The organism is Nocardia sp. NPDC057455 (assembly GCF_042802775.1).
GTDB lineage: Bacteria > Actinomycetota > Actinomycetes > Mycobacteriales > Mycobacteriaceae > Nocardia.
Genome location: NZ_JBHVDM010000004.1, coordinates 23919 through 49153, shown reverse-complemented (window position 1 = coordinate 49153; position 25235 = coordinate 23919). Strand labels below are relative to the sequence as shown.

Below are 25235 nucleotides of genomic sequence, written 5' to 3'. Positions count from 1 at the left end.
CGCACCAGTGCGGCAACCTGGATCCGATCGAGGCAATACAACGTGTGCGACAACTGGCCCACTGTCGCCGACTACTCGATCACCCATGTCCGATTTGTCGAGCAAAGTATGTCGACAACGCTTCGATAGCCACCGGCGCTCGCGATCATGCCGATCGGTCTCCGATTCGGCGTTTCGATCATAGTGCACTGCTGGCATTCGCCGCGTGTTTGCCGGGAGGGGGAGTGCTGCCGCGGCACCGGCAGGCCGCGTTCTCTTTCGATGACGTTTCCGGTCGACGAACCCGACGGTGAACCGTCGGTAAATCTGCGCAGCAATCTCGCGGCGGAGTCGCGGGCGAAGATCGTCGACGAATATCCGAGATAGTTCACCGATGATCGGTTGGACGAACGCGACGGGGCGGTGATCGCCCTGTCGAACGGGGTGATGCTCGGTCCCAAAAATGATCATCGGCTGCGGTACACCGTCGCGTGGCTGCCGGCGATCGATCTGAGATATGTGCCGAAGGGCGACATTCCGAAGACCTACCTGCTCGCCGCCGCGATGGAAGTAGGCTGGTTGATGGCGTGGACACGTCCGGACCTGCGGGCTCGTATGCAGGGGATGAACCCTCGAATTCCCAGCCTGTCGGGCGGACAACATTTCGGTTTCGGCTTTCGCTCCTCGAGTATTTCGGGGGCGCCCGGACGAGGAAGGTGCACGATGGCAGCGATGGCGCGTGAAGTCTCACCCGTCGAGGCGGTGCGGCCGTATCCCGCGCGAGTCGGGCCGAAAGGGTCGTTCCTGTGGAAGATGGTCACCACTACCGACCCGAAAGTGCTCGGCATTCTGTACCTGACCTCGGCGACCGGGTTCTTCCTCATCGGTGGCTTGATGGCGCTGTTGATGCGCGGTGAACTGGCCAGGCCGGGCCTGCAGTTCCTTTCGCCGGAGCAATACAATCAGCTGTTCACGATGCACGGCACCATCATGCTGTTGTTCTACGCGACACCGGTCGTTTTCGGGTTCGCGAACGCTATTCTGCCGCTGCAGATCGGTGCTCCGGACGTGGCGTTCCCGCGGCTGAACGCTTTCAGTTATTGGCTGTATCTGTTCGGAGCCACCATCGCCACCGCGGGTTTTCTCACTCCGGGCGGCGCCGCCGATTTCGGGTGGACCGCCTACACCCCGCTCAGCTTGTCCGAGCACGCGCCGGGAGTGGGCGCGGATCTGTGGATCATGGGTCTGGCCGTCTCCGGGCTGGGCACCATCCTCGGCGCGGTCAATATGACGACCACGGTGATCTGCCTGCGCGCGCCGGGGATGACGATGTTCCGGATGCCCATCTTCACCTGGAACATCCTGGTCACCAGCATCCTGGTGCTGTTGGCCTTCCCGATCCTCACCGCGGCGCTGATGGCGCTGGCCTACGATCGGCATCTGGGTGGGCACATCTACGATCCGGGCACCGGGGGCACGATCCTGTGGCAGCACCTGTTCTGGTTCTTCGGTCATCCCGAGGTCTACATCATCGCGTTGCCGTTCTTCGGCATCGTCACCGAGGTGATCCCGGTGTTCAGCCGCAAACCCATCTTCGGCTACACCGCGCTGGTCTACGCCACGCTGGCAATCGGCGCTTTGTCGGTGGCGGTGTGGGCTCACCACATGTACGCCACCGGCGCGGTCCTGTTGCCCTACTTCTCCCTGATGACTTTCCTGATCGCCGTACCGACCGGGGTGAAATTCTTCAACTGGATCGGCACCATGTGGCGCGGCCAATTGACCTTCGAAACACCGATGCTGTTTTCGATCGGGTTCATCGTGACGTTCCTGCTCGGCGGCCTCTCCGGCGTGATCCTGGCCAGCCCGCCGCTGGATTTCCACGTCCACGACACCTATTTTGTGGTCGCGCACTTCCATTACGTGCTGTTCGGCACCATCGTGTTCGCCACCTTCGCCGGTATCTACTTCTGGTTCCCCAAACTCACCGGTCGCTTCCTCGACGAACGGCTCGGCAAGATCCATTTCTGGACCACGCTGATCGGCTTCCACATGACCTTCCTGATCCAGCACTGGCTGGGCAACGAGGGCATGCCACGCCGCTATGCCGACTATTTGCCGACCGACGGATTCGCGCTGCTGAACACGATCTCCACAATCGGATCGTTCCTGCTCGGCGTCTCCATGCTGACCTTCGTATGGAACGTGTTCAAGAGCTGGCGATACGGCGAGGTCGTGACCGTCGACGACCCGTGGGGCCAAGGCAACTCCCTGGAATGGGCGACCACCTCACCACCACCGCGGCACAACTTCTACGAGCTGCCCCGCATCCGCTCCGAACGTCCTGCCTTCGAACTGCACTATCCCCATATGTCCGAACGCATGCGCACCGAAGCCCACGCAGGCAGCACCACCCACGTCGCTCACGCTTTGGTCGCAGCAGATGACCAAGCCGCCGCTGACCCGGGGCCAACCTCCGGCGATTGATCGTGAGCTTTGCGACGAGGAGTGAGCGCGCTCAGGGCTGTGTTGCTCCCGCGGGCTCCAGGACGGCCATGAGCCGCGTCACGAAATCGATGTGCCGGCCCACCTGCAGGGCGTTTGGCGCCGACAAGCGGTCGGCCGTCGAAAGAGGGTGGTAGCACCGGTCGGCGAGCGCCGGGTGATGTGAAGCTGCTGTTCACGATCGGGTCTATCTGCTCGGGATCGAGGAAGCCACCCAAGGGACGCCTGTGAGGGTGGTTCGGTGGCGTCGCAGCCGCGCGCCCGCGAACAATCGGGTTGGGTGTGCGGCAGGTCGCTCTTGCCGCGGTCCGGGAACCGACCACGGCCTGGTCTTGCCTCTACTTGTGTTGCGCCATCAGGGGCAATGGGCCGACTCGTGAGGTGTCCAGAAACGCTGAGACGGCGCTCGTGACCGCCAGTGGTAGTAACCCGATTCAGCGACGTCGAGGAGTCGGCACGCGGCCTGCACCGGTAAACCCTCGGACGCCATGGTGGCTATGGCCGCGTATCGCCTTTTGGGTCGCCTCCCTGTTCTTTCAGCAGCTCACGAGCCCTTTTCAGGATTGCAACCTCCTGCTCGAGTTCCCGGATCCGCCGTTTGGCGGTGGACAGTTCGGCCTGCTCGGCGCGACATGCCGGGTAGCTGGCCGGTGTCGATCAGTTCTTGCTTGCGCCAGACATAGATCGTTGGTCACTGATGCCGAAATCGGCGGCCACCTGCGCGACCGGTCGACCTGCGGCGACCAGATCCAGAACCTTGCGGCGGAACTCTTTGGGCACGAACGAGTCTCCTTCGACGGTGTCGTGACCAAGAAGTCAACCAAACCGACTTCGAAAAACCCGGAGAACATCAGCATGCAACTCCGGCTACGGCTGTAACCCTAGATGTGTGAGGGCGGTTCGCGGCTACCGTATGGACGGTCAGAATCGAGTGAAGCCGGTGAGCGCTCGCCGTACTGTCACCTCGCCGACGGGTCCAGCACGCAGCCCGTCGAGCACCTCGTCGGACATCTCGCCGTAGGTCTCGAACGACTGAATGCTGCAGTGCTCCATCACCTCCCGGATGTAGGGGTCGGACAACTTCCAGTGTGCGAGCACTGCCTCCGAGTCGCGATAGAGCTGGAAACTGTGTGCAAGCCCGCGGTCCTCGTCGAGAAAGACCTGCACCATCAGTTGCGGGCCATGCTCTTCGACGAACGCTACCGCCCGCTGTACGGCCTCCTCGAACTGTTCGAGATGACCGTCGGTTATCCGCATGGTGTTGTGGAACAGAATGGTCATTCCTCCATAATTAAACCTCGATCATGGTTGAGGTCAAGTCGAACTTGCGCGACGTCTCATCTCATACAGCTGCCGATGACCTCCCCGTCGGCTCGTGGCCTGTCCCAGCAGGCGATCGTGGATGCGACGCCAACAGCTAGTTGAGGGAAGTAGCGAATTGAGCGAACCGGCCACTGTTCGTGAATTGATCAATCTCAACACGGTGATGCGGTCGGTGATCGATCGAAGCAGGGCTTGGCGAGCGCCGTGCAGCATCCCCGGTGCGCTCTACTGGTCGGTGCTGTGGGGACCGCCCGGACAGGATGCGGTTCAGACCCACGCGCAGCGGGGCTTTCGTGGCTTGCCCGCCCCTGGTCGGCAGTTCGGTGAGGACTCGCTGGGGGAGCTCGCGTAGTCGCACGTTGGTGTGCTGCGAGCAGGAGCGCAGCAGCTCGAACGCTTGCTGCTCGCCGATCCCGTAGACCAGCATCAGCATGCCTTTGGCTTGCTCGATCACCGTGCGGCCGGTCTCGAACGCGAACCGATCGGCTTCGTCTGGTGGTCGGGCTCGTGGATGTCCACATCCCCACCTCTACCGGAGTTCCGGCGTGAAGAACACCACCACCCGACTTGGAGAAAAACTCCACTCCAAGATGTAGACATCCTGGGAAGGTCGGTATACAGTCGCTGTCGTTGGAGTTGAAGAGTCTGGTTGGCCGGGCAGGTGAGCTGCCCGGAAAGCAAGAACTACCGTCCCCTCCGGCGGAGAAGAGAATCCGGTGCAGTCGGCCGGACCGCCGGAGGGGACGACGAAATTACCGCAAACAGATTTGTCGATCCGGGAGGTGGTCGCTGAAGCAGTTGCCTACACCTTGCGCGCCCGGGAAGAAGTGCCGGGCGCGGTGTTCGACGTCGGCTCTGCGGGTCGGCGATCGGAATTGATATAAAACCCCCTCGATCCCGGGCCCCGGCGCGCAATGCGCCGGGGCCCGTCGGCGTTGAAACCAGAGGTGTTGTGCAGCAACCGAACACAGACCCCATAGATCCCGACGACGCTTCCAGTGCCGCGGACCGGCTCGATGACGAGGACTATCCCGCCTACAGCATGGGCAGGGCGGCAGAAATCCTCGGCGTCACCCCCGCCTTCCTGCGCGGCCTCGACGCCGCTGAACTGCTGACACCGCAGCGCTCACCGGGCGGGCACCGCCGCTACTCCCGCTACCAGCTTCGGATCGCCGCCCGCGCCCGCGCGCTGGTCGACTCCGGCACACCACTGGAGGCGGCGTGCCGGATCATCGTCCTGGAAGACCAGCTCACCGAAGCCCTCGAACTCAACGCCCAACTCTCCCGCCAAGACCCACCCGCACCGGACCCCAGCAGCTGAACCCCTACCCGCCGACGCGGCGGGCGCCGAGTTCAGCCCACACCGTTTTGCCGCCCCCGTGATAGTTCACACCCCAGCAGGTGGCCAGCTCATCGACCAGGATCAACCCGCGATCGCCGGTGTGATCAGGGCGGCGGATGCGTGCCGGCGCCCGTAAGCCGTCGTCGACCTCCACCCGAAACCGGCCGCGACCGGCCACGATCAACCGGCACCCGCGAGGGGCGCAAGCATGCACGACAGCGTTGCTGGCCAACTCGTCACACACCTGCACCGCGTCCTCGACGCCGATACCAGTGGCACGCTCGAGCAGGCGCCGCACCGCGGCCCGTACTGCCCCAACGACACCCAACTCCACAACAACGCCGTCCACGCGTTCATCGGTACGCGCCGGAACCAGTGTCGAAACGCCCACCCTGCACCCCCTCCTTCCACTCGCCCAGTACCGGCCTAGCGGGTTACACCGAAGACTGGACAGACCCGGACGATTCCGCGGATTCACAGATTCATCGCTCGATAGACCGTTGAGACGTTGATCGGATGGGGGCCCTCAGAATTGCGTCTCGCGTGGGAACAGCACCGTCGTGGGTGAGTATTGGTTGCGGATCGGCATGATCGCTGTCGTCCTTGCCCCCTCGGTCGTTCACCTGTCCGTGCCCGGCCGGTAGTGCGCTGATGAAGGCGCGCAGATGCCCATCGACGCGAGCCGGTTTGACAATCGAGCTGAGGTGACCGGCCCCGGCCACGATCACCAGCTGGGCACCGGGTATCCGGGCGGCGGCGCGCACCTTGTGTCGCAAAGGGATCATGCGGTCTTCGGCGCCCGCGATGACCAGGACCCTCGCGCGCCCGAGAGCCGACAGACCAGCGCTGTGGTCACAGGTCGACACATCGGCCAGCAATGACAGCAACGTCATCGTTCGCAGGGAAGCAATCAGCCTGCGGGCCCGATGTAGGGAGACGAACGGCGCGCACCTGCTCGGCGCAGTCCGATGTCCGGCGAGTTCAGGGTGTCGGCGTTCGCTGGTGTCGGTGAACAGGCGACGCAACGGGGGGATCGCCCACCAGAGCATCCGCACCACCAGACCGACGACGAAATCAGGTAGACGCAGGGCGATTGCGCCCCACCTTCGCGGAACACAGTCCAGGAGTGCGACTCCAACCACCTGGCGTCCGAACAGCTCCGGACGCTGTTCAGCCAAGGCGGACACCGCCATCCCTCCCAGTGAGTGCGCGACGATCACTACCGGACGCTCGGATGCGAAAGCGTCGATGACCGTTCCGATGTCACGCCCTAGCTGCGCGACCGTGGCACGGCCGGTCGCCGGTTCGTCGGAGCGGCCGTGCCCACGGTGGTCGAACAGCACGATGCGGCCCAGGTCGGCGAGAGTCGCGCGCTGACGGCCCCAATAGATCAAGCCGGTGTTGATACCGTTGACGAAGAGGAGGGTGTGCGGACCGGCCGGGTCTCCGTCGAGTTCGACATGCAGTCCGACGCCGTCCTCGGTGATGATCCGCATCTCGTCCATGCCGAGATTATGGGTCAAGTTTCGACATCGCTTGTACGCCGGAACTATTCTTCCGAAGGTTGCTGACATCCAGGGGGACTCACCGTGGCGCAGGGCAAACGTTGATAGTGCATCTGACCGATGTTTTCGCGCCCCGCGTCGGGGGCATCGAGGTGCTGGTCGAGTCCCTGGCTCGCGCACAGGCCGCTGTCGGCGAGGAAGTTCACGTCATCACCGCGACCGTCGGCGGCAGTGACTCGGATCTGCCGTTCCGGGTCCACCGGCCCCGCCGAATGATCGACGTGCGCAGCATACTTCGGCGGCTGCAACCCAGCGTCGTGCATATTCACGTGAGCGTGGCCTCACCGCTGGCGCTGTACTCCGCGCACCATGCGCTTCGGTTGTGTATCCCGCTCGTAATCACGGTGCACAGCATGTGGGATCCCACGGTCCGTGCCTGCTACAGCGTGTTCGGGCGGCTGGCAGGCTGGCACGACGGCATGGTGTTCACGGCGGTGAGCACAGTCGTCGCCGACCAGGTGGGGCGGGCGTTGTCCAGCACCCCCGTCGTAGTACCCAACGCGGTGGCAACCGATTTGTGGAGGGCGCCGTCCACGAGTGGCACCGACTTGCATGTTGTTTCGGTGGGCAGGCTGGTGACGCGCAGGCAACCGTTGAAGCTGCTCGAGGTGCTGCGGCTGGCGCAGGACCGGCTGGCCGGTGAGGTGCGGGTGCGCGCCACGATCGTCGGCTCGGGCCCGCGCCGCCGTGCGATGCTCCGCTATCTGCGCAGGCATGACATGGCCGAGTGGGTGCATCTGGTGGGTTCGCAGGATCATCGGGCGGTACGCGAGATCCTGGCGTCGGCGGATGTGTACCTGAATGTCACACGTCGCGAGGCTTTCGGGTTGGCAACCTTGGAGGCTCGAACGGCTGGTGTTCCAGTGATCGCTCGATCCGGCACCGGCGTCGCGGATTTCGTCGAAGACGGCCGCGAGGGGCTGCTGGGCCGTTCCACCGAGGACCTCGTCACCGCGCTGGTGTCGCTGGGTCGGCGGCGGACGTTACGCGAACGCATCAGCGCCCATAATCGATCGGTACCCCCTGCCGAATTCAGTTGGCCCGTCGTACTGGATCGGCTGCGTACCTGCTACGACGACGCCGCACGGCGCGTCGTGGCAGATCCGGCCCGCAGGGAGGACGCACTCGGATGATCTCGCCAACACATGCCGCCCGCATCGGGTGGAGCAACGCCGAGCACTTCCGAAAACGGTTCGTCAACACCACGATCAGCGGTTTCGCGCATGACCTCGCGCGGGCCGTACGGCTGTTGCACCGCGATCCGCCTGCGCGCACGGTGCCTGCCCGCGCCGAGCGCGTGATCATCACGTTGTCGACTGTGCCGCACCGTGTGCGGTACCTGGGTCCGGTGCTGCGCAGCCTGCTCGACCAGACCGAACCCGCCGATCGAGTGGTACTCGCCTGGCCGCGGCACTCGCTACGCACGGGCGACCCCTACCCGCACCCGCCGGCACTGCCGTCGGGCGCGCAGGTGCTGCGGTGTACGGATCTGGGCCCAGCGACAAAGCTGCTGCCCACGCTGCTGGCCGAGCCGGACGCCGTCATCGTGGTGGTCGACGATGACGCGATCTATCCGGATACGCTTGTCGCGGACCTGCTCGCGGCGCATCGCCTGGAGCCGAAAGCCGCTGTGGGAGTGCGGGGATCGAGCGTGCGGTTCGACCGCGACCCCCGCTACTTCGGACACGTATACGGAACCGCGGTGTCCGAGGCCACCACAGTCGATGTGCTGATGGGTATGTGGGGATATCTGATCCCGCCCGGAGCGCTGGACGACGATGTCCACGATTTCGACGGCTGGCCGCCGGAAATGCGATGGCAGGACGATGTGTGGATCTCCGCGCACCTGGCGCGCCGGGATGTGCCGCGGTTGGTGATCCCAGTGCGCGGGGTGCCGATCGAGGCGGTGGGTGCGTTCGTAGGCGCGCTGCACCACACGGTGAACAGATCCGGCCGTAACGAGGCCGTCGCCCTCAGCACGTTCCGAGACCGGTGGGGGCCGTCGGCAGAATCACCGACGAAGGACTGCTCGGATCCCGAATGAGCTCGTAGACGGCTGGGTCCGGCTGCCGCATGTAGCGCGGAACCGCTGCCCCGCACACCTGCACGCGCAGCTGATGCCCGGTGGCGAACCGGTGCGCGATCGGCCACAACTCGACCCGGATGTCGTCCGCATCGGTTGGTGGCTCGACCCGCCGTATACCTTCGCAGATGTTGAAAGATCGCCCACCGGGATGCACGTCGCACACGCGCACGACGACATCGCAGACGCCACGCCCGCGCTGCGGGTGTGCGGTGGCTATGCGCAACCGAAGCTCGGCGACCACTGTCCCGATGACCTCGAGTGGTGCGCCGAGCGGGTCGCTGGTGTAGGTCAGCAGGTCGGGTCGACTTTCGATCTGTCGACAGTCCTGTGGCCGCGAGACTCCGACGATCACGGGACCACGGGGAGCGGGCGTGGGGTCCGCGGGGTCGTATCGAAAATGATCGCTTCCCGCCTGCTCAGCAGACACACGCGACAGCCGCCCGAACTCACGCAGGTGCCACCGTACGGGACTGGTCCCGGGCGGAGGCCAGGAAGCGTATTCGCGCCAGCGCCGGACCCCGGTGACGAACAGCCGAACGGGCTTGCGGGAGGGGCGATCCTCACCTCCACGCAGGTGGGTGTCAAACCACTGCCGGGCCTCACGATTCGCGACGACGAACTGCCGGAGGTTGTAATGCCCCCATGGTCCGATGGTGAGTCGCGGCGCACCACCAGCCGCACGCAATGCGGCATAGTCGCGGACGAGGCCCGGCAGGAAGACGTCGTACCAGCCGCCGACCAGATGTACCGGAGTCCCGGCGCATTCGGCGGGCGCACGAGCATGGTCGAGAAGTTCCCGCAACGGGCTGCCCGCGCCACTGTCGGCGATCACGGCTTGATAGAAAGAGACTGTTCGACCACTGGTCAGCACGTCCAACTCCGCAGCCGGGCGCCCCGACGCGATTGCCCGACGCGCCCGACGGGGCGCGCGCAGCGCGGTGATGAAGCTGTGATTCGAACACCAGATCAGCACGGACTCCAGCGCAGTCGAGCCGCCGGTGAAAATCGTGTCCGCAACCGATGAGGCCGCGACATGAACCGAAATAGCACGCAATTCGGGGATGTCGTCCGCAATCGCCCAGTGCGCGAACCCCATCGCGCTCATTCCATGCAACGCCAACCGTCCGTCGAACCACACCTGACCGCGAAGCCACTCGATCGTCGCCAACCCATCGGCACGCTCGGTGCTCAGCGGTAACACATCCTCGGCCGAGCGGCCGTCCTGCACCACCACCTGAAATCCCGCGCGCGCGAAATACAGTCCATAGATGACGCCAAGCGGTCGGCGTCCCATGGGGGATCGCACCAGGATGGTCGGTCCGGGTGCACCCGACGCACGGTGGTACCGGTCGGCGAGCAGGCGTTCACCATCCAGCATCGGAACGGAGAGGTCTCTCTCTACGCGGAGATCAAACATCGCGCTGGACAAACCATTCCGTGCCGCAGATCCGTCGAAACAGCGGCATCGGTAGCCGCTGCAACAAGCGCAGGGTGCGCAAGCCGTCACCGCCACCCGCCTGGCTGGCATGGGCCATCATGCTGGCGCGTTTGACGCTCGCGAAGCGTCGCACGTCGACCCGGTGGGTGATGTCCGCGCCGGGGACAAAACTCGTGCTGAACCGATCCATCGCCACCCCCGAGGGCAACAATCCGACAGCATTCACCAAGCGCAATACCCTCAGTAGCTGATCGCGATCGACTGTCGCTTCCAGCAACAACGGTGTGGCGGCCTGCCGCGCCGCCGCCGCGACCACCTGATGAACCTGGACGTGATCGGGATGTCCGTAACCTCCGGATGCGTCATAAGAGGTGACCACGCCGGCTCGCTCCTCGATCAAGAGTGTGGCAAGCCGCTCGGCCGCCTGGGCGACAGGTACGCCGCAGAAGCCGCCCGGCACGCGACCGTCGAGTCCGGAATCCGCGTACCGCAGGAATTCCACCCGGTCACATCCCAGGACTGCGGCTGATGCCAATGCCTCCCCCTCCCGACGCGCTGCGAGCCGCGGACCTGGTGGCGAATCCGCGAGGCCCGCGGCGCCATCGGTCGCGAACACGACGACCGTGCGCCGGCCGGCTTCGCTGACCCTGCGCATTGTTCCCGCCGTCAACAGTGATTCGTCGTCGGGGTGCGCGTGCACGAAGACCCACGGCGTGTCCGGCGCGCCGAGCCACTCGACGGGGGTTCGGGATGTCACGGTTCGCGCCGATCCCGTGCGGCATTCTCCGCGGCGTCCAGGGCCACAGCCTCGGCAGGGGTGAGTGCGGACCCGCCGAGATGACGGGGTTGCCACCACTGTCCCTTTCCGGAGTCGGGGTACTCCCGTTGTGCCCGGTCCAGCAGTTGCTTCATACGCTCACGCAGCTGGACGGTGACGTCGTCCGGGTCGTCGTCGGCCGCGGGGAACATCGGCTCACCCACGATCACCGTGAGTGGTAGACCCCGCTGATTCAGCTCACGATGGTTCGTGGTCCATAGCCGCTGTGTGCCCCATACTGCCACCGGCACCAGTGGCACCCCTGACCCTGCCGCCAACCGTGCTGCTCCGGTCCGTAACCGCTGGACGGTGAACGATCGTGCGATCGTCGCTTCCGGAAACACCACGAGGAACTCCTCTGCGGCGAGCGCGGCGGTCGCGGCGCGGTAGGCTTCGCCATCCCCGCCGGAACCCACTGCGATGTGCCGCATACTGCGCATCGCAGCGCCGTATACCCGATGGTCGAAATGCTCCTGCGTCGAGAGGAACCTTGCCGTCCGGCCCACCTTGTCCGCGGCGAGGGCGATCGCGAAAGGGTCCAGATACGACACGTGATTGCTGGCCACCACCGCACCTCCGACACAGGGTAGGTGTGATTCATCGACTATCCGAGTCCGCAGGCGCCATACACGCTGAACGGCCTTCACCATGGAAACCGCAACAGGGTAGACGATTTCATTCACAATTCGAACTTATCCGCTACGGATCGGCACCGAGCATGCCGGGTCATGCGGTCGGTGCGGTACTCGAAACCGGGCGACTGCCAGGAGCGGTGAAGCCCGCTGATGCTGCGTCTTGCGCCGCCATGGCGTGCAAGCCGAGCAGCAGCGGCCCCCTTCTCCTACCCGCACAATGAGCCAGGAAGAACGGGCCACGCAGATGGGATGGTCCCGCGAACGATGCGTCATCGTAGGGCGACACGGTCAGGGCGCGTTCTGGCTCGCGGCGGTGCGGGATGGGTGGCAGAGCAATCGCGCGCCAGGTCTTACCTGTGCTTGTGCCGCGCTCTCATGGGCATCCGTGCCGATTCGTGAGGTGTCCAGACCCATCGTAGTGGGGAAGTGCGCCACCTTCTTCTGCTTTAGCGTTGGCCGCGCTTGTAGGTCGCCGAGCAGCCGAATCGGTGCCGGGTAGACGAACGCATCGGCTGGAGGAAAGGCAAGCGATGAAACGAAGTTCCGATGTCGACGCCGGACGTGTGGCTGCGCCTGTTGTCGATTCGGTGAGAGTACGCGCGGGAATGGAAGTGGTCAGCCGGTCGATGGGGCACGCGCTCGTCGTCTTGGCGGCGGTGCTCGCGGTGACCGCAGGCGCGGTCACGGCGTCAGCTCCCGCGAGTGCTGATGCGCCGTCGATCACCGGTTCGTGGGCGGAGGACGACCGCACCGTGCAGTTTCGCGTGCATTCCGCAGCGATGGGGCAGGACATCATGGTGAAGGTGCTGCGCCCGGCAAACCATTCGGTGCCGCGGCCGACGTTGTATCTGCTGAACGGTGGCGGCGGCGGGCAGGACAGCGCGACCTGGCAGAAGAACACCGACGTGCTGCGCTTCCTCGCCGACAAGGACGTCAACGTCGTACAGCCGGTGGGTGGGCGCTGGAGCTACTACACCGACTGGCGGGCGCCTGATCCGAAACTCGGTGTGTACAAATGGAAGACGTTTCTCACCGAGGAGCTGCCGCCGCTGATCGACGCCGAGTTCGGCACGACCGGGGTGAACGCCATCGCGGGGCTGTCGACCTCCGGTACCTCCGTACTCCAGTTGCCGATCGCCAAACCCGGCCTGTATAAGGCGGTCGCGGCCTACAGCGGTTGCGCGCAGGTCAGTGACCCGATCGGCCGCGAGTTCGTGAAACTCGCGGTGGAGAGCTGGGGCGGCGGCGACACCGAGAACATGTACGGCCCGCCCGAGGACCCGATGTGGGCCGCCAATGATCCGTACCTGCACGCCGACCAGCTGCGCGGCATACGCCTGTTCCTCTCCACCGGAACCGGAGTTCCCGGAATGTACGACACTTATAACGGCGAATATGCCCAGCCAGGGCCGCGTGGCTATCTGAACCAGCTGGTGTTGGGCGGGTTGATCGAGGCTGCGGTGAACTGGTGTACGCACAACATGCGCGACCGCTTGAACTCTCTCGACATCCCTGCGACCTACGATTTCCAGCCTACTGGCACCCACTCATGGGGGTATTGGCAAGAGGCTTTGAAGGTTTCATGGCCAGTCTTGGCCGATGGCCTGGGGTTACCGCATTGAGCAACCATGCTGATGGTTCCCTGGGACGCCGTTGGGTAGATGACGTGAGTGCGGGCTGTGCCGACCGGCCTGTGGGGCAAGGTCGGCTGGAAGTGACCTGCTCGCACCAGTAGTTGTGACAGGCGATCATGGTGATTTTCCCGCTCGATCACAGGACGGCTCCATCTTCTACGGTTCTGCCGAGCACTGGTGAGTCTTTCCGGAGTTGTCCGACGTCTACAACGACGCTTACGCGCAGCCGGGACCGCGCGGCTACCTCAACCAACTGGTGCTGGGCGGCGTGATCGAGGCCGCGGTGAACTGGTGCACCCACAACATGCGCCACCGTCTCAACGCCCTCGGCATCCCCGCCGCCTACGATTTCCAGCCCACCGGCACCCATTCGTGGGGTTATCGGCAGGAGGCGCTGAAGAATTCGTGGCCGGTATTGGCTGACGGGTTGGCCTGCCGCACTGACGGCCCGGCGAGGGAGGGCGGGCAGCCGGCCGGCTCGATTCCACGGCTCGCTTTCCGTGAGTCTCGGCGATCCGCGCATGAGCGGGCAATCCTCCAGCGCTGGAAGGTCCGGATTCCGCTGTTGGCGATGACCGGTCCGATCAGCGGCAGGCGGTAGGCCCGAACGCGGCCGTGGCGGATACTGGCCCGCATGACTCACGCCCTGGTGGACTCCCAGTCTCTTCCGGCCGAGTTGCGTCCCTACCTGGACGGCCTCGTGCGTCGCACCCTGGCCGTTTGTGGACGTCATCTGGTCAGCGTTTTCGCGGTGGGGTCGATCGCGCTGCAGGACTACCGACACGGACGCAGCGACGTCGATGTGACAGTCGTCGCCGACCCGCTGATCCCCGCACGGGCACTGCGGGAACTGGCTGAATCTCTCGCCCATCCCGCCCTGCCCTGCCCTGCGGCCGGGCTGGAACTGGTGGTCTACGGCGCGGATTTCGTAGGCAGACCGTGCGGCGCGGCTGGTTACCTGATGGACCTCAACACCGGCCCGATGTTGCCGAACCGCGTCAGTTTCGATCCGGCGGATTCGGCGGACTTCTGGTACGTCATCGACCGTTCCATCGCTCACCAGGCCGGGCGTCTCCTTTATGGAACGGCCGTACGGCAGGTCCTCGCTGCCTCATCGGAGCGCGACCTGTATGCGGCGATGCAGGCTTCGGTCCGGGAACACGCAGGGGGAGAGGGGCATCTGGGCGACAACCGGGTGCTGAACGGCTGCCGGACGGTAGCGTTCTGCCGCACGGGTCGCTGGCTGGCCAAACGCGAAGCCGCACAAATGATCGCCACGTCCGAACAAGAGTTCCGCCCACTCATCGAAACCGCGTTGCACAGCTTCCAGCACCCACGCTCGGAAGCACTTCCACTGCCCAGCAACGACGTTCGAACCTTCCTGGCCTGGGTGGGGGAGCGCGTCGATGAAGCCGCAACCCACGCAGGAATCGGCGATCCGGGGAGTGGTACATACCCCGACGGATAACAGCTGCGTTTCGTCAGGGCATCGAGCCGCGGGCGAGTAGGCCGCAATCCGAAGTTCCGGGTTCACCCTGATCGCGCCGTCACCGGGATGCGCCCACATAACATGGCGAAATGTGGATATGCGCATTAAACTATAAGTGTCCGTGTAACAGCCAGATAGTCGCACCCGAATAGCAGTGCGTCGCACTTCTTTGCCTGCGATGCAGTGGGGCCGGGTTTGGACCGGCTGATCGCGAATTTATCTGTGACTGCGCGTTTTCGGATTGTAGAAGGGTGGATCCTTGATGTCGTCGATTCTGGCCAAAGGGCAGAATGTGTCGCTGCCGGACGATGCGGTCCGCATCGACGTCGTTCTCGGTTGGACCGAGGCGGAGATCGAGATCGATGCGTCCGCATTATTGCTTCGGGCGGACGGAAAAGTCGGCTGCGATGGCGATTTCATCTTCTACAACCAGCCCGAATCGCCGGACGGTTCGGTGCGCTTCTTGGGTACGAGTGCAACCGAGGAGGGTGCGCAGGCCCGAATCGCGATCGACCTGTCGACGGTTCCGGACACCGTTCGCACCGTGGCGCTCGCCGGGAGTGTCGGCGCCGGCACCTTCGGGCAGCTCGGCAAACTCGCGTTCCGGGTGGTGGATGGCGCGGGACATTCGCTCGCCGAGTACGTCACCGCCGACGCCACCAGTGAGTCTGCGTTCGTGTTCGGTGAGGTGTACCGCCGGGGTGCTCAATGGAAGATCCGGGCGGTGGGGCAAGGCTGGGATTCCGGTTTGGCCGGATTGGCGGCGGATTTCGGTGTCGATGTGGACGACGATTCCGGGCAGGATGCGACCGAGCCGTCACTCGGCGGCGCGGCCGTGGCGGGACAGGAGTCCGTTGTTCCGGCGCCCATGGGTCCCAGCGATACCTCCGCGCCGGAGGTCGTCGGCGGTCGTTCCTCCCGAGCGGATACCCCGGCGCCGCGGAGCAAAGGGGTGCGCACTGCGAAGCGGGTCGCCAAGAAAACAAAGCCGATGGAGTTCAAACTCGCCGAACACGAGGCATGGCAGCCGGCTCGGTTGTTCTCGGTGTTCGGTGTCGGCGCCGGCGAGGAGCAGGAACGGCGTGCCACCTCCGCGCTGATCGCCACGATGCAGGCCGTGCGTCCGTTCGCGCGAGCGCTGTGTGCCCGGATGGGAGCCCCGGCGGGTTCGTTCGAGGGGTACGTCGAGGTGCAGTATCAGCGGGGAGACTCGACTGTCATCCCGGATGCTGTGCTCAAAGTAATTCGTGGCGGCCGTGTTTGGACCGGCCTGCTCGAGGTGAAAACGGGCAACGGCAAGCTGCGGCGGGAGCAGCTCGAGAGCTACCTCGAAGTAGCGCGCAAGAACAAGTACGACGTGGTGGTCAGCTTGTCGAATGATGTGCCTGCCGGTCCGGGTGAGCTCCCCGTCCAAGTGGATCGCCGCAAGCTCGCGAAGATCGCCCTGCGGCACCTGTCTTGGGCGGAGGTGATGCATGAAGCGCGAATGCTTCTGTCGCACGGCAGTATCGACGATGATTTGCAGGCCTGGATCTTGAGCGAATTCTTGCGTTATCTCTGCCATCCCCGCTCCGGGGCCAGCGAATTCGTCGACATGGGCCGACACTGGGTTGCCGTTCGTGACGCGGTGATGGCAGGTACCCTTCGCGCCGGCGACCAAAAGGTTCTCGCTGTAGCTGATGCCTGGATGTCGCTGTCGCGGCACCTCGCACTGCGGCTGACCGCTGAACTCGGAGTCGGCGTCAAACACGTCCTGTCTCGTCGGCACCGCACCGATCCGGCGGCACGCAGTGCTGCCGTCGCGGAGAGACTGGCAGGCGAGGGTACCTTCGAGGCTGTGTTGCGCATTCCGGACACCGCCGGCGATCTGATGGTGATCGCAGACGTGCGAACCAATAGGATTCGCTGCCGTACCAGCTTCGACGCGCCGAACGAGGGTACCGCCGGTCGTCGGCTGTCGTGGTTGCTCAGGCAACTCCAGGATGCTCCGGGCGACGTGCAGGTCGAAGCGGTGTTCTCGGTGCGTGGCAATGAGGCATGTGAGCATCTCGACACAGTGCGTGGGAATCCGAAGGTGCTCACCGACGGCCGCGCAGGAGAGATCGTGTCATTCTCGCTGGAGCGGGCTTTCCCCATGGGCAACCGGCGATCTGGTTCGGGGACCGCCGCGACGTTCATCGCCAGCGTGACAGCGGCGACCGACGCCTTCTACGGATCGGTTGTGCAGCCGCTGCGCGGGTGGGTGCCGCCTGCTCCGAAGCAACCGGAGTCGTCCAACGCCGATGATGTGGTGCCGGTCGACGCTTGAACTCTCTGCACCCGGGTGCGTTATCAGCCCTGTTCGCTGTAGTGCACCCGGACCGGTACATCGTCGGCCCAGGGCTGGCGGGTGACCATGTCGGCGACTTTCACTTCCCCGCGTTCGAATTCGCCGGTGGCCGCGTCGACGAGGCGGTATTGCTGGGTCTGCTTGTGGAGCGGCTGGGCGTCCAGGAGTACCACGCGTACTTCGCCGGGTTCGAAATGGCAGCGCCGGTGCATGGCGGCGATGAGTTGTTCGTTGTGCATGTGGCCGTCGCCGAAATTCCAGCCGACGGCGGTGCTGCAGATGCGTTCGCCGTCGGTGATGGTGTACTCGTCTTCGCGGTCTGGCGGCATGGCGCGATGGACGAGGGTGAACAGTGCGCGGCCGTGCGTGTTCATGGCCCGGAAGGCGTATCCCAGGTACATCGGAATCTGCGCGCGGTCTTTGCCGTAGAACCGCTCCAGCTGAGCCTGCGGCATGCTCGCAATCGCGACGATGCTCCTGCCGATCTTCTCCGCGGCGGAAGGTTTGATGCACCACATCGTGGTGTCCCAGTTCCCGGCGTAGTAGCGCATGCCCGGCAGGAAGGAAATCTTGCGCGGGAAGAGATTCCCGGCGATCACGATGCTCGCGGTCACGACGAACAGCGCTGCCACCGGTACCGGGTTCCGCAGGCTGCCCAGGCCGAGGTCGGCGTGCGCGACGAACAACGCGGCGATGCCGAAGATCATGAAGACGTTCCACTCCAACGGCACGCCCATCGGAATGGCGGTCAGGATCGCCAGGTGGAAGCACACCATGACGAACGCCGCGACGGCCGTCGGCCACCCGCCGGGGGAGAAGAACAACACCAGCGGAACGCACATCTCCACGACGGTGCCGCCGTGGGCGAAGACGCGGGACAACCGTCCTGGCCGCAGATCGTCGGGGAAGCGTTCGAAAAACGCGCGTTTGAGCGGTCTCGGCCGGAACACCGGACTGTTGGACATCATCGTGGAGACCACGAAAGGAAAGTGCTTGTTCAGTTTCGACGTGGCCGCGCCCATCCAGATCACGACGAAAACCGCCTTCGCCGCCACGATCGAATCGGCTCCAGGGAAGAGGAAGGCGACGGTGAGCGTGGCATAGACCTCGCCCCTGGCGGCCAGGAAGATCACCTTGTCGCGTAGGCCGATGACCGCCAGCAGGCCGAGTATGGCCGCGACCTGCCAGTGCGGCAACAATCCCACGGTGGTATCCAGTTCCGGGATCGGGCCGGTGCCGTCGGACAGCAGGGCGACCGCCGTCATCGTCAGTAGCGCCGCGTACAGGGCGATGTCCACCGGGGTGCGGTTGTCGCCCTTGGTGAGCGGCACCCGGTCCGGCCAGGGTGGCAGCCGAATAGTATTGGGGCGCAACCAATACAGGATCGATCCGAGCGGTGGGAAGTATCGGTTGTTCAGCGGGCCGAATCCGCAGCCCAGCCCCACCACCTCGAACAGCAGCGTGTACAGCACGATCTTCTGGAAGACGATCGGTTCCGCCCACCAGGCGCCGACGTTCGTGAATCCGTCGATGCCCGCGGTGGCCAGCGCGACCAGCCAGCCACCGAGCACATAGAGGCAGATCTTTCCGACGTAGAACAGGTGCAGCACCACGGGTGTCCCGAAGCCCACTTCGGCCCAGTGCCGGGCCATGGGACGGATGCGCTCGCCGCGCGTGCCCTTGCTCCATTCCGCCATGTCGACCACGGGCAGGTCGGGCTCGAGAAACCCCATCAAGCACGCTCCGATCGCGAACGCCCGAGGTACGCCCGCGACCCCGAGGTTCCCGATACGGTGACAGGTGAGGCATTAGCTGTCAACGACTCCCGCGGCGCAGCTCTTGTCCGGCTGGGGCAAGATCGAGGCATGGACCAGACCCCGAGAGTGCCGCTGCCAAGGAGCATCGACGAATTCCGCGTGCTCGCGCACTCCCGGCTGGCGGGATTCCCGCGCATCGAGGTCGCCGACGCGCCCGGTGTACGCCGTGCGGCGGTGGTGTTGTGCGTGGTCGAAGAGCCCGGTGGACCGCCGGCGGTGATCGTCATCAAACGGGCTTACCGTGGCCGCAACGCCGGACAGTGGGGATTGCCCGGTGGCCGCTTGGACGAAGGCGAGACCGCGGAACAAGCCGCCCTGCGTGAACTGCACGAAGAACTGGGTCTGCGCGCGCGTCCCGGTGATCTGCTCGGCGCGCTCGACGACTTCCCCGCCGCGTCCGGTTTCACGATCACGCCTCTCGTTCTGGCGCTGACCGACGCCACACGACTACGGCCGAACCCCGGCGAAGTCCACTCGGTCCACTTGGTCGACCTCGCCCGGCTCGCCGCCGAGGACACCCCACGCTGGGTCCGGGCCGAGGACGCGGTACGGCAAGCGGAACTGCGCGATGATGCCGCTGCGGCCGGCGAAGCCGGCCTGTTGCAGATGCGGCTCGGCCCGAAGATGACCATTCACGCACCGACCGGCGCGCTGCTGTGGCAGTTCCGCGAAGTCGTCCTCCTCGGCACGGCCCCGTCTGCGGCCCGGGTCGCTCACTTCACCCAACCCGACTGGACCCATCGGTAGCTCACCCGGACCGCGGGCGCCGCCGCTTCGACGGCGTCACCACCCAGCCGCGCCGAGGACTCGCTGACTCCGGGGCTACCTCCTCGACCAGGTCCAGGCCTGCGACCTCGATCAGTGCGCGCATGTGCGCCTGCGACCATCCGGAGATCCGCAGCGGTGGTTCGTCGCGTTCGGTGAAAATCACCGTCCCATCGGTTCGGACCTCGGTGGGAAGGCCGCGGCGCGCCAGTCGACGCGCGTCCACCCAGGTGAACACACAGACGCCCGTGTCGCTCAGCCGGGCGCGGATGCCGCTCAGCAGGTCCGCCCGGTCGCGAACATAGCCGAGGAGTTCACCGATGGCGGAGACGAAGGGGTACTGGCCGTCGTCGCCGTCGAGGAACTCCGTCGCGGACTGCCGTCGATAGTCGATCCCGGGACAGTCGCCGTACCTGGCCCTGGCCAGTGACAGCATGCGCGCGGACACGTCGATGAGGATCACCCGTCGGCCCGCCCGGACGAACGCCAGAGCCTCGCGCCCGGAACCGGACCCCAGAAATAGCGCGGGGGTGTCACCGGCATCGGCCGCGAAGCGGGACACCGTCGCGAGAATCGCTGCGTCGAATGGGGCGGGTGGCCGATCCCAGCGTGCGTGGTCGTGCGCATCCGCGATGACATCGAACGGATCGCCCGGACCGGTCATGGGCGCAGCCGGCGGATGTCGTCGAGGATTGCCGCGATCTGACCGGCCCGATATCGGTCCAGGTCGCGAAGTTCGGTGGGCTCCGGACCCAGTCCGAGAAGTTCCTCGAATTCGAAACGTTTGCGCATCCAGCGCTCCAGAGCGCCGTCGCTCAGTCGCTCGTGACGCGCTTCGCGGGCGACGGCCGCTCGGTAGACCAGCTCGACGTCCGGTTCGGTGAACCGGTAACCCAGTGGTGCGAACGACGTCGACGGCTCGGCGATCACCTGGGCACGAAGTTCTCGGTGGGCGAGCGTGTTGCGGAAGGGTATCAGCGTGGTGAGGCTGAAGGACCGATGCAGCTGGTGTTCATCGACCCAGCACAGACTCTCGGCCAACTCGTCGAGCGTGCTGCGCGGCTCGAAGACGATCAGCGAAGCGACCAGCCCCACGTTCCGCTGCCGCAGACGGTGCACCATCCTGGACAACTCCGCCGGTGCCGTGCCCTTTCGCAAGCGGCGCAGCACCGAGGAGGAGCCGGATTCGACACCAGCGTGCACCTGAACCAGCCCCACCGAGCGCAGTGTGTCTAGTACCCGATCGAGTGTGCGGTCCAGCCGGGCGTAGATGGAGAAGGACACCTCGACGTTCCCGCCGCGTAGTTCGCCGGCGAACCGGCGTGCCCAGTCGACCGCGCCGGGAGAGCCCAGGAAATTGTCGTCGACGAACTGCACGCGCCGAATATTCCGGCCGACAGCGTGTTCGGCGATCTCGGCGACCACGTCGGCGGGGTCGCGCGCCTGCCACCGGCGGATGCGGGGCGCATCGGGCACACCGTCGACGGCACAGAAACTGCACCCGTGCATACAACCGCGAGTCGCTTCGACGTCGAGGACGCCCCGTGCGCGGGCGAAGTGGGGGAATCGGCGCTGCGGCGTGATCGTCTGCCAGCCGACGGGTGTCGCGGCCTGCGTCCGCCCGAAGTGGGACAGGCAGGTCGCGACCACGCGGTCGACGTCACCGGAATCCGCCACCGCGTTCACCTGATCGGCCACCGCGGGCTGCATCGACACCGCGGCCGCAGCGCGGCCCACCACCAGCACGCAAGCCTCGGGGTGAACGGCGCGGGCGGTCAGGATGGCCGCGATGACGCCGTCCGAGATGCGGTAGAGCGTGTCGAACACGATGACCGGTCGTGGCGCCAGCGAGCCCAGCGCCGCGGCGAGTCCCTCCGGATCGGCGGCGGAATCGTGATAGGCGCAGCCGATCCCGGCGCGGTCGAGTGCGGCGCCGATGGTGCCGAGCCGGAGGTTCTCGTAGGGGAGGTGGTAGGCGAGGGACGAGCCGTCCTGGATATTGACCAGCAGTGCCTCGACCGGCTGCGCCACCGCCGTGACGGCACGTTCAGGTGACACTGACGATCGAGAGCAGGCGATCGCGGATGAGTGTGCGATTGATCTCGCAGCGGACATCGGTTCCGTGTTCGAGATCGCCGGTCTGCGAGTTGTACCAGCGTGCTTGACAGTCACCCGCGCACTGCCATTTCGCGAAGCAATTCTTGCATTTCGCGATCTTGTTGACATCGTGCAAGCGCAGCCGGGCGATGCGGTTGCCGTCCACCTCGAATTCCCGGGTCTCCCGGTTGTATCGGCCGTAGTAGGCGTGCGCCGCGCGTTTGTCGTCGTCGTACATTATCTCGTAGCAACTCGAGATATGGCCGTCCGAGGTCAACGAGAAGTTCGGATCGGTGACTCCGCAGAAAGTCCGCCGGACATGGGGGAAGGTGGTGAGCGCTCCCGACACCACAATTGTCCTGCCGTATTCGTCGGCGATCTCCTGGGCGGCGTAATAGCCGCGCACGAATTCCTGCGCCTCGGGTTCGCCGAAGAATACCGATCGGCCACGGCCGGTACCGAGCACCGGCCCCAGATGGAAACGCGGCAGGTCGAACGTCGAACAGAGGTATCGGGCGATCTCGGGCATCTTGCCGACGGCAGCCCGGCTGATGGTCGACTTGATCATCAGGTCCGGAACCCGTCCGGTGAACAGTTCGATGACCTCGCGCACCCGGGAATAGGACGCACCGCCGCGGACGGTCGGCCGCTGCAGATCGTGGATCTGCGCGGGACCGTCGTGCGACACCTGCACACTGTCCATGTTGTCGGCGATCCACTGCGCCTTGCTGTCGCTGATCAACCCGTTGGTGACCATACTGGCGTCGACGTGCAGGTCGCCCGCTTCCTTGCGTGCGTACTCCCGGCCCCAGTCGACCACCGTGCGGATCAGATCGAAATCGAGTGTCGGTTCGCCGCCGCCGTGAAAGTTGAGGTGGGCGGTGTCGGCGCCGCTCGCCGCCGCGTTGTCGATCACGAACTTCGCGGCGTCCAACGCCATCTGCCGGTTGTACAGGTTGACCGGATAGTCACCGGCGTCGGCGTAGCAGTACGTGCAGCGGAGATTGCAGGCGGCGGTGACCATGTAGACCACCCCGGTCGGCGCGAACGATTCGTCCCAGGTGCCCACGGGGGCGGGATTCGGGGTGTCGGCAGGCACGATGAGCCCGAGTCCGTGCAGATGACGCAAGGTTTCGTGGCTCGCCGAACCTCCCTGCGAGCGCAGCTCGGCGGCCGTCTGCGGTGTCAGGCGGCTGATGATGCCCTCGAACGGTGCGTAGAGCAGGTGGCCGTCGTCGACATCGACGACGAACACCTCCTCGGCGATCTTGAACCGAGCGTCGGACATCAGAACACCTTGCATTCCCCGACGCATTGCGCGCACATGCGATTGTCCTGAACCGTGGGCGCGCCGATCCGCACCGTGTGATCGGGCTCGTGGCGGGATTCGCAAGAGAAGTCTGCCGAGTCGAACAGAAGATTCAGCGTGACCCGGTCGGATTTGATGTCGCTGAGCAGAGTTTCGGACATGAGTTCGGCTCCCGATTGGATTTCTGGAATACGAGAAGACAGTACCGAGTGTGGTGCGGCAGTGCTGTCGGTTGTCGGGATGGTTCGTCTCGGAAAATGGCGTGTCGTCCGCGTGTCCGCAGAATTCATTCGGTCGGATGTCATTCGTTCGCACGACTGCTGTTCGGTGCCGGATATGTTATTCGGCCGATTGCGTGATGATCCAGTCCGTTCCTGTCCCGCGCGCGAGGATCCTGCGTTCGGATTCGGTGAATACGACGACCGGCTCGTCGGTGTCCGACAGCGTCACCTCCAGCCGGTCGTTGCCGAAAGTCGCGCCGGTGAGGCCCTGTACGCAGTCCACGAGATGGCCGTCGGCCCGGACGTGCACCCGGAGTGCGGGATTGCCCAGCCACAGGTCGTAGTCCTGCACCAGGGTGGCCGCCAGAGCACCCGCTTGGCCGACCCGAGCACAACGCTCGCCGTGGAAGTTGTAGGCCGGACGGGCGAGCACGGTGGCCAGTGTCCGATGGTCGAGTTGCCGTTCGATGAACCGGCGGTCCAGCCGCCGCGTCGACGGTACGCATTCCCAGCGCCAGTTGTACCTCTTGATGTCGAGCACCGGCGAGTTGTCCACGAAATCCAGCCATTCGAACGAGATCTCGGTACCGCGGATGTCGAGGACCCGGCTCAGTGTCATGCCGAGCAGATTGGGCCGGCACGACGACCGGATCGAAAACGCGCCCTGCGCATGTCGCGTGCCCGGGCTGCCCGTCAGCACCTTTGGATCGGCCAGGTGGAAAACCGCGATCACGTACAGGTGATCACCCGGCTCGATGCCGTCGAGTGCTTCCAGATACCGCTCGTCCAGGAGCACCCGTGACGGCAGCCCCTCGGCGGGAACGTCATCGATCGTCCCTGCGGCGCAGCGCACCACGCCGATCGGATCGAAAACGGGAAGGGCCGGTGCCATCGGGATCATGCTCTACTCCTGGTCGGTGGGATTCGAGCGCGCGGGCGGGCAGCCGCGCGTATTCGCGACGGATCAGGTCGGCCATCACCGCACCGGCACGACCGGGGAGCGGCACGGCGAGGGCGCTCCCCCCGGAGAAGGGCCACGGTGCGCGGTTTCCGTTCGTCACAGCTTCCACGTGTGCCAGTAGCGTGGCAGCGCCGTCGATGTCACCGCGCGCGGTTCGGCACCGCGCGATATTCACCGCGAAGTGCAGCTGTTTGCCGGTGAGATAGTCGTGGCCGTATTCCAGGCTCAGGGTGTGACAGACATCCAGGGCCTCGCGTAATCGTCGCTCGGCGGTGGCGTGGTCGCCGTTGTGGAACCGCAGCAGGGCGAGCACGGGCAATGCCTCGGCGCGGACCACCGCGGTCAGTTCCGGTTCCGGCTGCCGCAGCCGCGCGCCCACCTCGTCCACGATGGCCGTGGCCGCCGCGAGACGGCCGTGCTTTGCATCGACAGCGGCGAGCTGGCAGTGTTCGATCAGCACGCGAGCGGTCACGATACCGGCGAAGGCGTGGCGCGCCGACAGAATGTCGAGCTGTGCGCGGACCGTGCGGTAATGCGTGCTGGACGCGGGCGGTGAAGTCGGCGGCGCTACCGCCGCGTTCGCCTCGAGCCGCAGCATGTGCCGCCGCACCCCGATGTCGAGGAGCTCGAGCTGTCCGCGGGTGGGAGTCGGCGACGCCGCGACGCGGGCCGACTCGTCGGCACGGAGATAGGCCGCGATGGCCTCGGTCACCGCCTCGGCCGCCCGCGCACGCAGCTCGTCCGCGTCTCGGCCGCCTGCCGTCAGCACGATCGACGGCCTTTGCTGGTCATCGGACGAGTCTGGCCGCCCGGGTCCGGAAAATCTGTCCGGCGATCGGAGGACAGATCGAAACGAAGGTTTCTGCGCGGCGGAGCCGGGCTGTGCCCGCGCGAGACCATATCCGGCCTGCTACCTTGAACGT

The 25235-nt window shown here is 65.4% G+C and carries 25 protein-coding genes; 9 read left to right on the top strand and 16 right to left on the bottom strand.

Annotation, left to right across the window (positions count from 1 at the left end; genetic code table 11):
• Positions 1–702 precede the first annotated feature (702 nt).
• Complete coding sequence (gene ctaD / locus ACFU5M_RS02770; RefSeq protein WP_379042859.1) at positions 703–2466, top strand: cytochrome c oxidase subunit I; 1764 nt, start codon at positions 703–705, stop codon at positions 2464–2466.
• A gap of 373 nt (positions 2467–2839) precedes the next feature.
• Here ctaD and ACFU5M_RS02765 read toward each other — a convergent pair whose 3' ends face one another.
• The 4 genes from ACFU5M_RS02765 to ACFU5M_RS02750 all read right to left on the bottom strand — a co-directional run bounded on the left by ACFU5M_RS02765 (position 2840) and on the right by ACFU5M_RS02750 (position 4261).
• Positions 2840–2974: a hypothetical protein gene (locus ACFU5M_RS02765; protein WP_379042602.1), complete on the bottom strand. Its 135-nt coding sequence runs from the start codon at positions 2972–2974 to the stop codon at positions 2840–2842.
• A gap of 167 nt (positions 2975–3141) precedes the next feature.
• Entirely contained in the window at positions 3142–3264 is a 123-nt protein-coding gene (locus tag ACFU5M_RS02760) for a hypothetical protein (protein ID WP_379042599.1), read from the bottom strand.
• Between the two features lie 141 nt (positions 3265–3405).
• A complete protein-coding gene (locus ACFU5M_RS02755) occupies positions 3406–3765 on the bottom strand; it encodes a hypothetical protein (RefSeq protein ID WP_379042596.1) in 360 nt (119 codons plus the stop codon).
• Between the two features lie 136 nt (positions 3766–3901).
• Positions 3902–4261, bottom strand: a complete 360-nt coding sequence (locus ACFU5M_RS02750; RefSeq protein ID WP_379042593.1) for an ANTAR domain-containing protein — start codon at positions 4259–4261, stop codon at positions 3902–3904.
• A gap of 498 nt (positions 4262–4759) precedes the next feature.
• Here ACFU5M_RS02750 and ACFU5M_RS02745 point away from each other — a divergent pair, with 498 nt between their 5' ends.
• Complete coding sequence (locus ACFU5M_RS02745) at positions 4760–5128, top strand: MerR family transcriptional regulator (RefSeq protein ID WP_379042590.1); 369 nt, start codon at positions 4760–4762, stop codon at positions 5126–5128.
• Positions 5129–5132: 4 nt separating this feature from the next.
• Here ACFU5M_RS02745 and ACFU5M_RS02740 read toward each other — a convergent pair whose 3' ends face one another.
• Complete coding sequence (locus tag ACFU5M_RS02740; RefSeq protein WP_379042587.1) at positions 5133–5540, bottom strand: ATP-binding protein; 408 nt, start codon at positions 5538–5540, stop codon at positions 5133–5135.
• Between the two features lie 91 nt (positions 5541–5631).
• Positions 5632–6654: an alpha/beta fold hydrolase gene (locus tag ACFU5M_RS02735; RefSeq protein ID WP_379042584.1), complete on the bottom strand. Its 1023-nt coding sequence runs from the start codon at positions 6652–6654 to the stop codon at positions 5632–5634.
• 107 nt (positions 6655–6761) lie between these two features.
• Between ACFU5M_RS02735 and ACFU5M_RS02730 the strand changes: the two genes are divergently transcribed.
• A complete protein-coding gene (locus ACFU5M_RS02730; protein ID WP_379042581.1) occupies positions 6762–7847 on the top strand; it encodes a glycosyltransferase family 4 protein in 1086 nt (361 codons plus the stop codon).
• The gene (locus ACFU5M_RS02725) at positions 7844–8758 is read left to right on the top strand and encodes a hypothetical protein (RefSeq protein ID WP_379042578.1); all 915 of its coding nucleotides are present in this window, start codon (positions 7844–7846) and stop codon (positions 8756–8758) included. The genes ACFU5M_RS02730 and ACFU5M_RS02725 overlap by 4 nt, the downstream gene beginning before the upstream one ends.
• Here the strand turns inward: ACFU5M_RS02725 and ACFU5M_RS02720 are convergent.
• The 3 genes from ACFU5M_RS02720 to ACFU5M_RS02710 are packed head-to-tail and all read right to left on the bottom strand — an operon-like array spanning position 8688 to position 11705.
• Positions 8688–10178, bottom strand: coding sequence for a CocE/NonD family hydrolase (locus ACFU5M_RS02720; RefSeq protein ID WP_379042575.1), 1491 nt, complete (start codon positions 10176–10178; stop codon positions 8688–8690). The two genes, ACFU5M_RS02725 and ACFU5M_RS02720, sit on opposite strands and share 71 nt — an antisense overlap.
• A 31-nt stretch (positions 10179–10209) precedes the next feature.
• Positions 10210–10938, bottom strand: a complete 729-nt coding sequence (locus ACFU5M_RS02715; protein WP_379042572.1) for a PIG-L deacetylase family protein — start codon at positions 10936–10938, stop codon at positions 10210–10212.
• A 53-nt stretch (positions 10939–10991) separates the two neighbouring features.
• Positions 10992–11705: a lysophospholipid acyltransferase family protein gene (locus ACFU5M_RS02710; RefSeq protein WP_379042856.1), complete on the bottom strand. Its 714-nt coding sequence runs from the start codon at positions 11703–11705 to the stop codon at positions 10992–10994.
• A gap of 590 nt (positions 11706–12295) precedes the next feature.
• Between ACFU5M_RS02710 and ACFU5M_RS02705 the strand changes: the two genes are divergently transcribed.
• The 4 genes from ACFU5M_RS02705 (at position 12296) to ACFU5M_RS02690 (ending at position 17121) form a co-directional block, all read left to right on the top strand.
• Complete coding sequence (locus ACFU5M_RS02705; protein WP_379042853.1) at positions 12296–13312, top strand: alpha/beta hydrolase; 1017 nt, start codon at positions 12296–12298, stop codon at positions 13310–13312.
• A gap of 205 nt (positions 13313–13517) precedes the next feature.
• Positions 13518–13925, top strand: coding sequence for a hypothetical protein (locus ACFU5M_RS02700; RefSeq protein ID WP_379042569.1), 408 nt, complete (start codon positions 13518–13520; stop codon positions 13923–13925).
• 33 nt (positions 13926–13958) lie between these two features.
• Positions 13959–14792, top strand: a complete 834-nt coding sequence (locus ACFU5M_RS02695; RefSeq protein ID WP_379042566.1) for an aminoglycoside adenylyltransferase domain-containing protein — start codon at positions 13959–13961, stop codon at positions 14790–14792.
• A 283-nt stretch (positions 14793–15075) separates the two neighbouring features.
• Positions 15076–17121, top strand: coding sequence for a TerD family protein (locus ACFU5M_RS02690; protein ID WP_379042562.1), 2046 nt, complete (start codon positions 15076–15078; stop codon positions 17119–17121).
• A gap of 23 nt (positions 17122–17144) precedes the next feature.
• Here the strand turns inward: ACFU5M_RS02690 and ACFU5M_RS02685 are convergent, their stop codons facing one another.
• Positions 17145–18875 (bottom strand): DUF3556 domain-containing protein, encoded by a 1731-nt coding sequence (locus tag ACFU5M_RS02685; RefSeq protein ID WP_379042559.1) that lies wholly within the window; start codon positions 18873–18875, stop codon positions 17145–17147.
• A gap of 132 nt (positions 18876–19007) precedes the next feature.
• On the opposite strand from ACFU5M_RS02685, the gene ACFU5M_RS02680 reads away from it, so the two are divergent.
• Complete coding sequence (locus ACFU5M_RS02680) at positions 19008–19706, top strand: NUDIX hydrolase (protein WP_379042556.1); 699 nt, start codon at positions 19008–19010, stop codon at positions 19704–19706.
• A 1-nt stretch (position 19707) separates the two neighbouring features.
• Here the strand turns inward: ACFU5M_RS02680 and ACFU5M_RS02675 are convergent, their stop codons facing one another.
• The 6 genes from ACFU5M_RS02675 to ACFU5M_RS02650 all read right to left on the bottom strand — a co-directional run bounded on the left by ACFU5M_RS02675 (position 19708) and on the right by ACFU5M_RS02650 (position 25081).
• Positions 19708–20388, bottom strand: coding sequence for a class I SAM-dependent methyltransferase (locus tag ACFU5M_RS02675; protein ID WP_379042553.1), 681 nt, complete (start codon positions 20386–20388; stop codon positions 19708–19710).
• Positions 20385–21782, bottom strand: coding sequence for a B12-binding domain-containing radical SAM protein (locus ACFU5M_RS02670; RefSeq protein ID WP_379042550.1), 1398 nt, complete (start codon positions 21780–21782; stop codon positions 20385–20387). Before ACFU5M_RS02670 ends, ACFU5M_RS02675 begins: the two co-directional genes overlap by 4 nt.
• Positions 21772–23109 carry a radical SAM protein gene (locus tag ACFU5M_RS02665; RefSeq protein ID WP_379042547.1) on the bottom strand — a complete coding sequence of 446 codons (1338 nt, stop codon included), beginning with the start codon at positions 23107–23109 and terminating at the stop codon, positions 21772–21774. The genes ACFU5M_RS02670 and ACFU5M_RS02665 overlap by 11 nt, the downstream gene beginning before the upstream one ends.
• Entirely contained in the window at positions 23109–23291 is a 183-nt protein-coding gene (locus tag ACFU5M_RS02660; RefSeq protein ID WP_379042544.1) for a hypothetical protein, read from the bottom strand. The genes ACFU5M_RS02665 and ACFU5M_RS02660 overlap by 1 nt, the downstream gene beginning before the upstream one ends.
• Before the next feature lie 178 nt (positions 23292–23469).
• Positions 23470–24243 (bottom strand): TrmO family methyltransferase, encoded by a 774-nt coding sequence (locus tag ACFU5M_RS02655; RefSeq protein WP_379042541.1) that lies wholly within the window; start codon positions 24241–24243, stop codon positions 23470–23472.
• Entirely contained in the window at positions 24176–25081 is a 906-nt protein-coding gene (locus ACFU5M_RS02650; protein ID WP_379042538.1) for a hypothetical protein, read from the bottom strand. Before ACFU5M_RS02650 ends, ACFU5M_RS02655 begins: the two co-directional genes overlap by 68 nt.
• Positions 25082–25235: the final 154 nt, after the last annotated feature.

Excerpts from the sequence above, each read along its gene's own strand:
- ctaD (WP_379042859.1), top strand. The coding sequence starts at position 703 with ATGGCAGCGATGGCGCGTGAAGTCTCACCCGTCGAGGCGGTGCGGCCG.
- ACFU5M_RS02765 (WP_379042602.1), bottom strand. The coding sequence starts at position 2,974 with ATGGCGTCCGAGGGTTTACCGGTGCAGGCCGCGTGCCGACTCCTCGAC.
- ACFU5M_RS02755 (WP_379042596.1), bottom strand. The coding sequence starts at position 3,765 with ATGACCATTCTGTTCCACAACACCATGCGGATAACCGACGGTCATCTC.
- ACFU5M_RS02735 (WP_379042584.1), bottom strand. The coding sequence starts at position 6,654 with ATGGACGAGATGCGGATCATCACCGAGGACGGCGTCGGACTGCATGTC.
- ACFU5M_RS02725 (WP_379042578.1), top strand. The coding sequence starts at position 7,844 with ATGATCTCGCCAACACATGCCGCCCGCATCGGGTGGAGCAACGCCGAG.
- ACFU5M_RS02720 (WP_379042575.1), bottom strand. The coding sequence starts at position 10,178 with ATGCTGGATGGTGAACGCCTGCTCGCCGACCGGTACCACCGTGCGTCG.
- ACFU5M_RS02710 (WP_379042856.1), bottom strand. The coding sequence starts at position 11,705 with ATGGTGAAGGCCGTTCAGCGTGTATGGCGCCTGCGGACTCGGATAGTC.
- ACFU5M_RS02705 (WP_379042853.1), top strand. The coding sequence starts at position 12,296 with ATGGAAGTGGTCAGCCGGTCGATGGGGCACGCGCTCGTCGTCTTGGCG.
- ACFU5M_RS02695 (WP_379042566.1), top strand. The coding sequence starts at position 13,959 with ATGACTCACGCCCTGGTGGACTCCCAGTCTCTTCCGGCCGAGTTGCGT.
- ACFU5M_RS02690 (WP_379042562.1), top strand. The coding sequence starts at position 15,076 with ATGTCGTCGATTCTGGCCAAAGGGCAGAATGTGTCGCTGCCGGACGAT.
- ACFU5M_RS02685 (WP_379042559.1), bottom strand. The coding sequence starts at position 18,875 with ATGGGGTTTCTCGAGCCCGACCTGCCCGTGGTCGACATGGCGGAATGG.
- ACFU5M_RS02680 (WP_379042556.1), top strand. The coding sequence starts at position 19,008 with ATGGACCAGACCCCGAGAGTGCCGCTGCCAAGGAGCATCGACGAATTC.
- ACFU5M_RS02675 (WP_379042553.1), bottom strand. The coding sequence starts at position 20,388 with ATGACCGGTCCGGGCGATCCGTTCGATGTCATCGCGGATGCGCACGAC.
- ACFU5M_RS02665 (WP_379042547.1), bottom strand. The coding sequence starts at position 23,109 with ATGTCCGACGCTCGGTTCAAGATCGCCGAGGAGGTGTTCGTCGTCGAT.
- ACFU5M_RS02660 (WP_379042544.1), bottom strand. The coding sequence starts at position 23,291 with ATGTCCGAAACTCTGCTCAGCGACATCAAATCCGACCGGGTCACGCTG.
- ACFU5M_RS02655 (WP_379042541.1), bottom strand. The coding sequence starts at position 24,243 with ATGGCACCGGCCCTTCCCGTTTTCGATCCGATCGGCGTGGTGCGCTGC.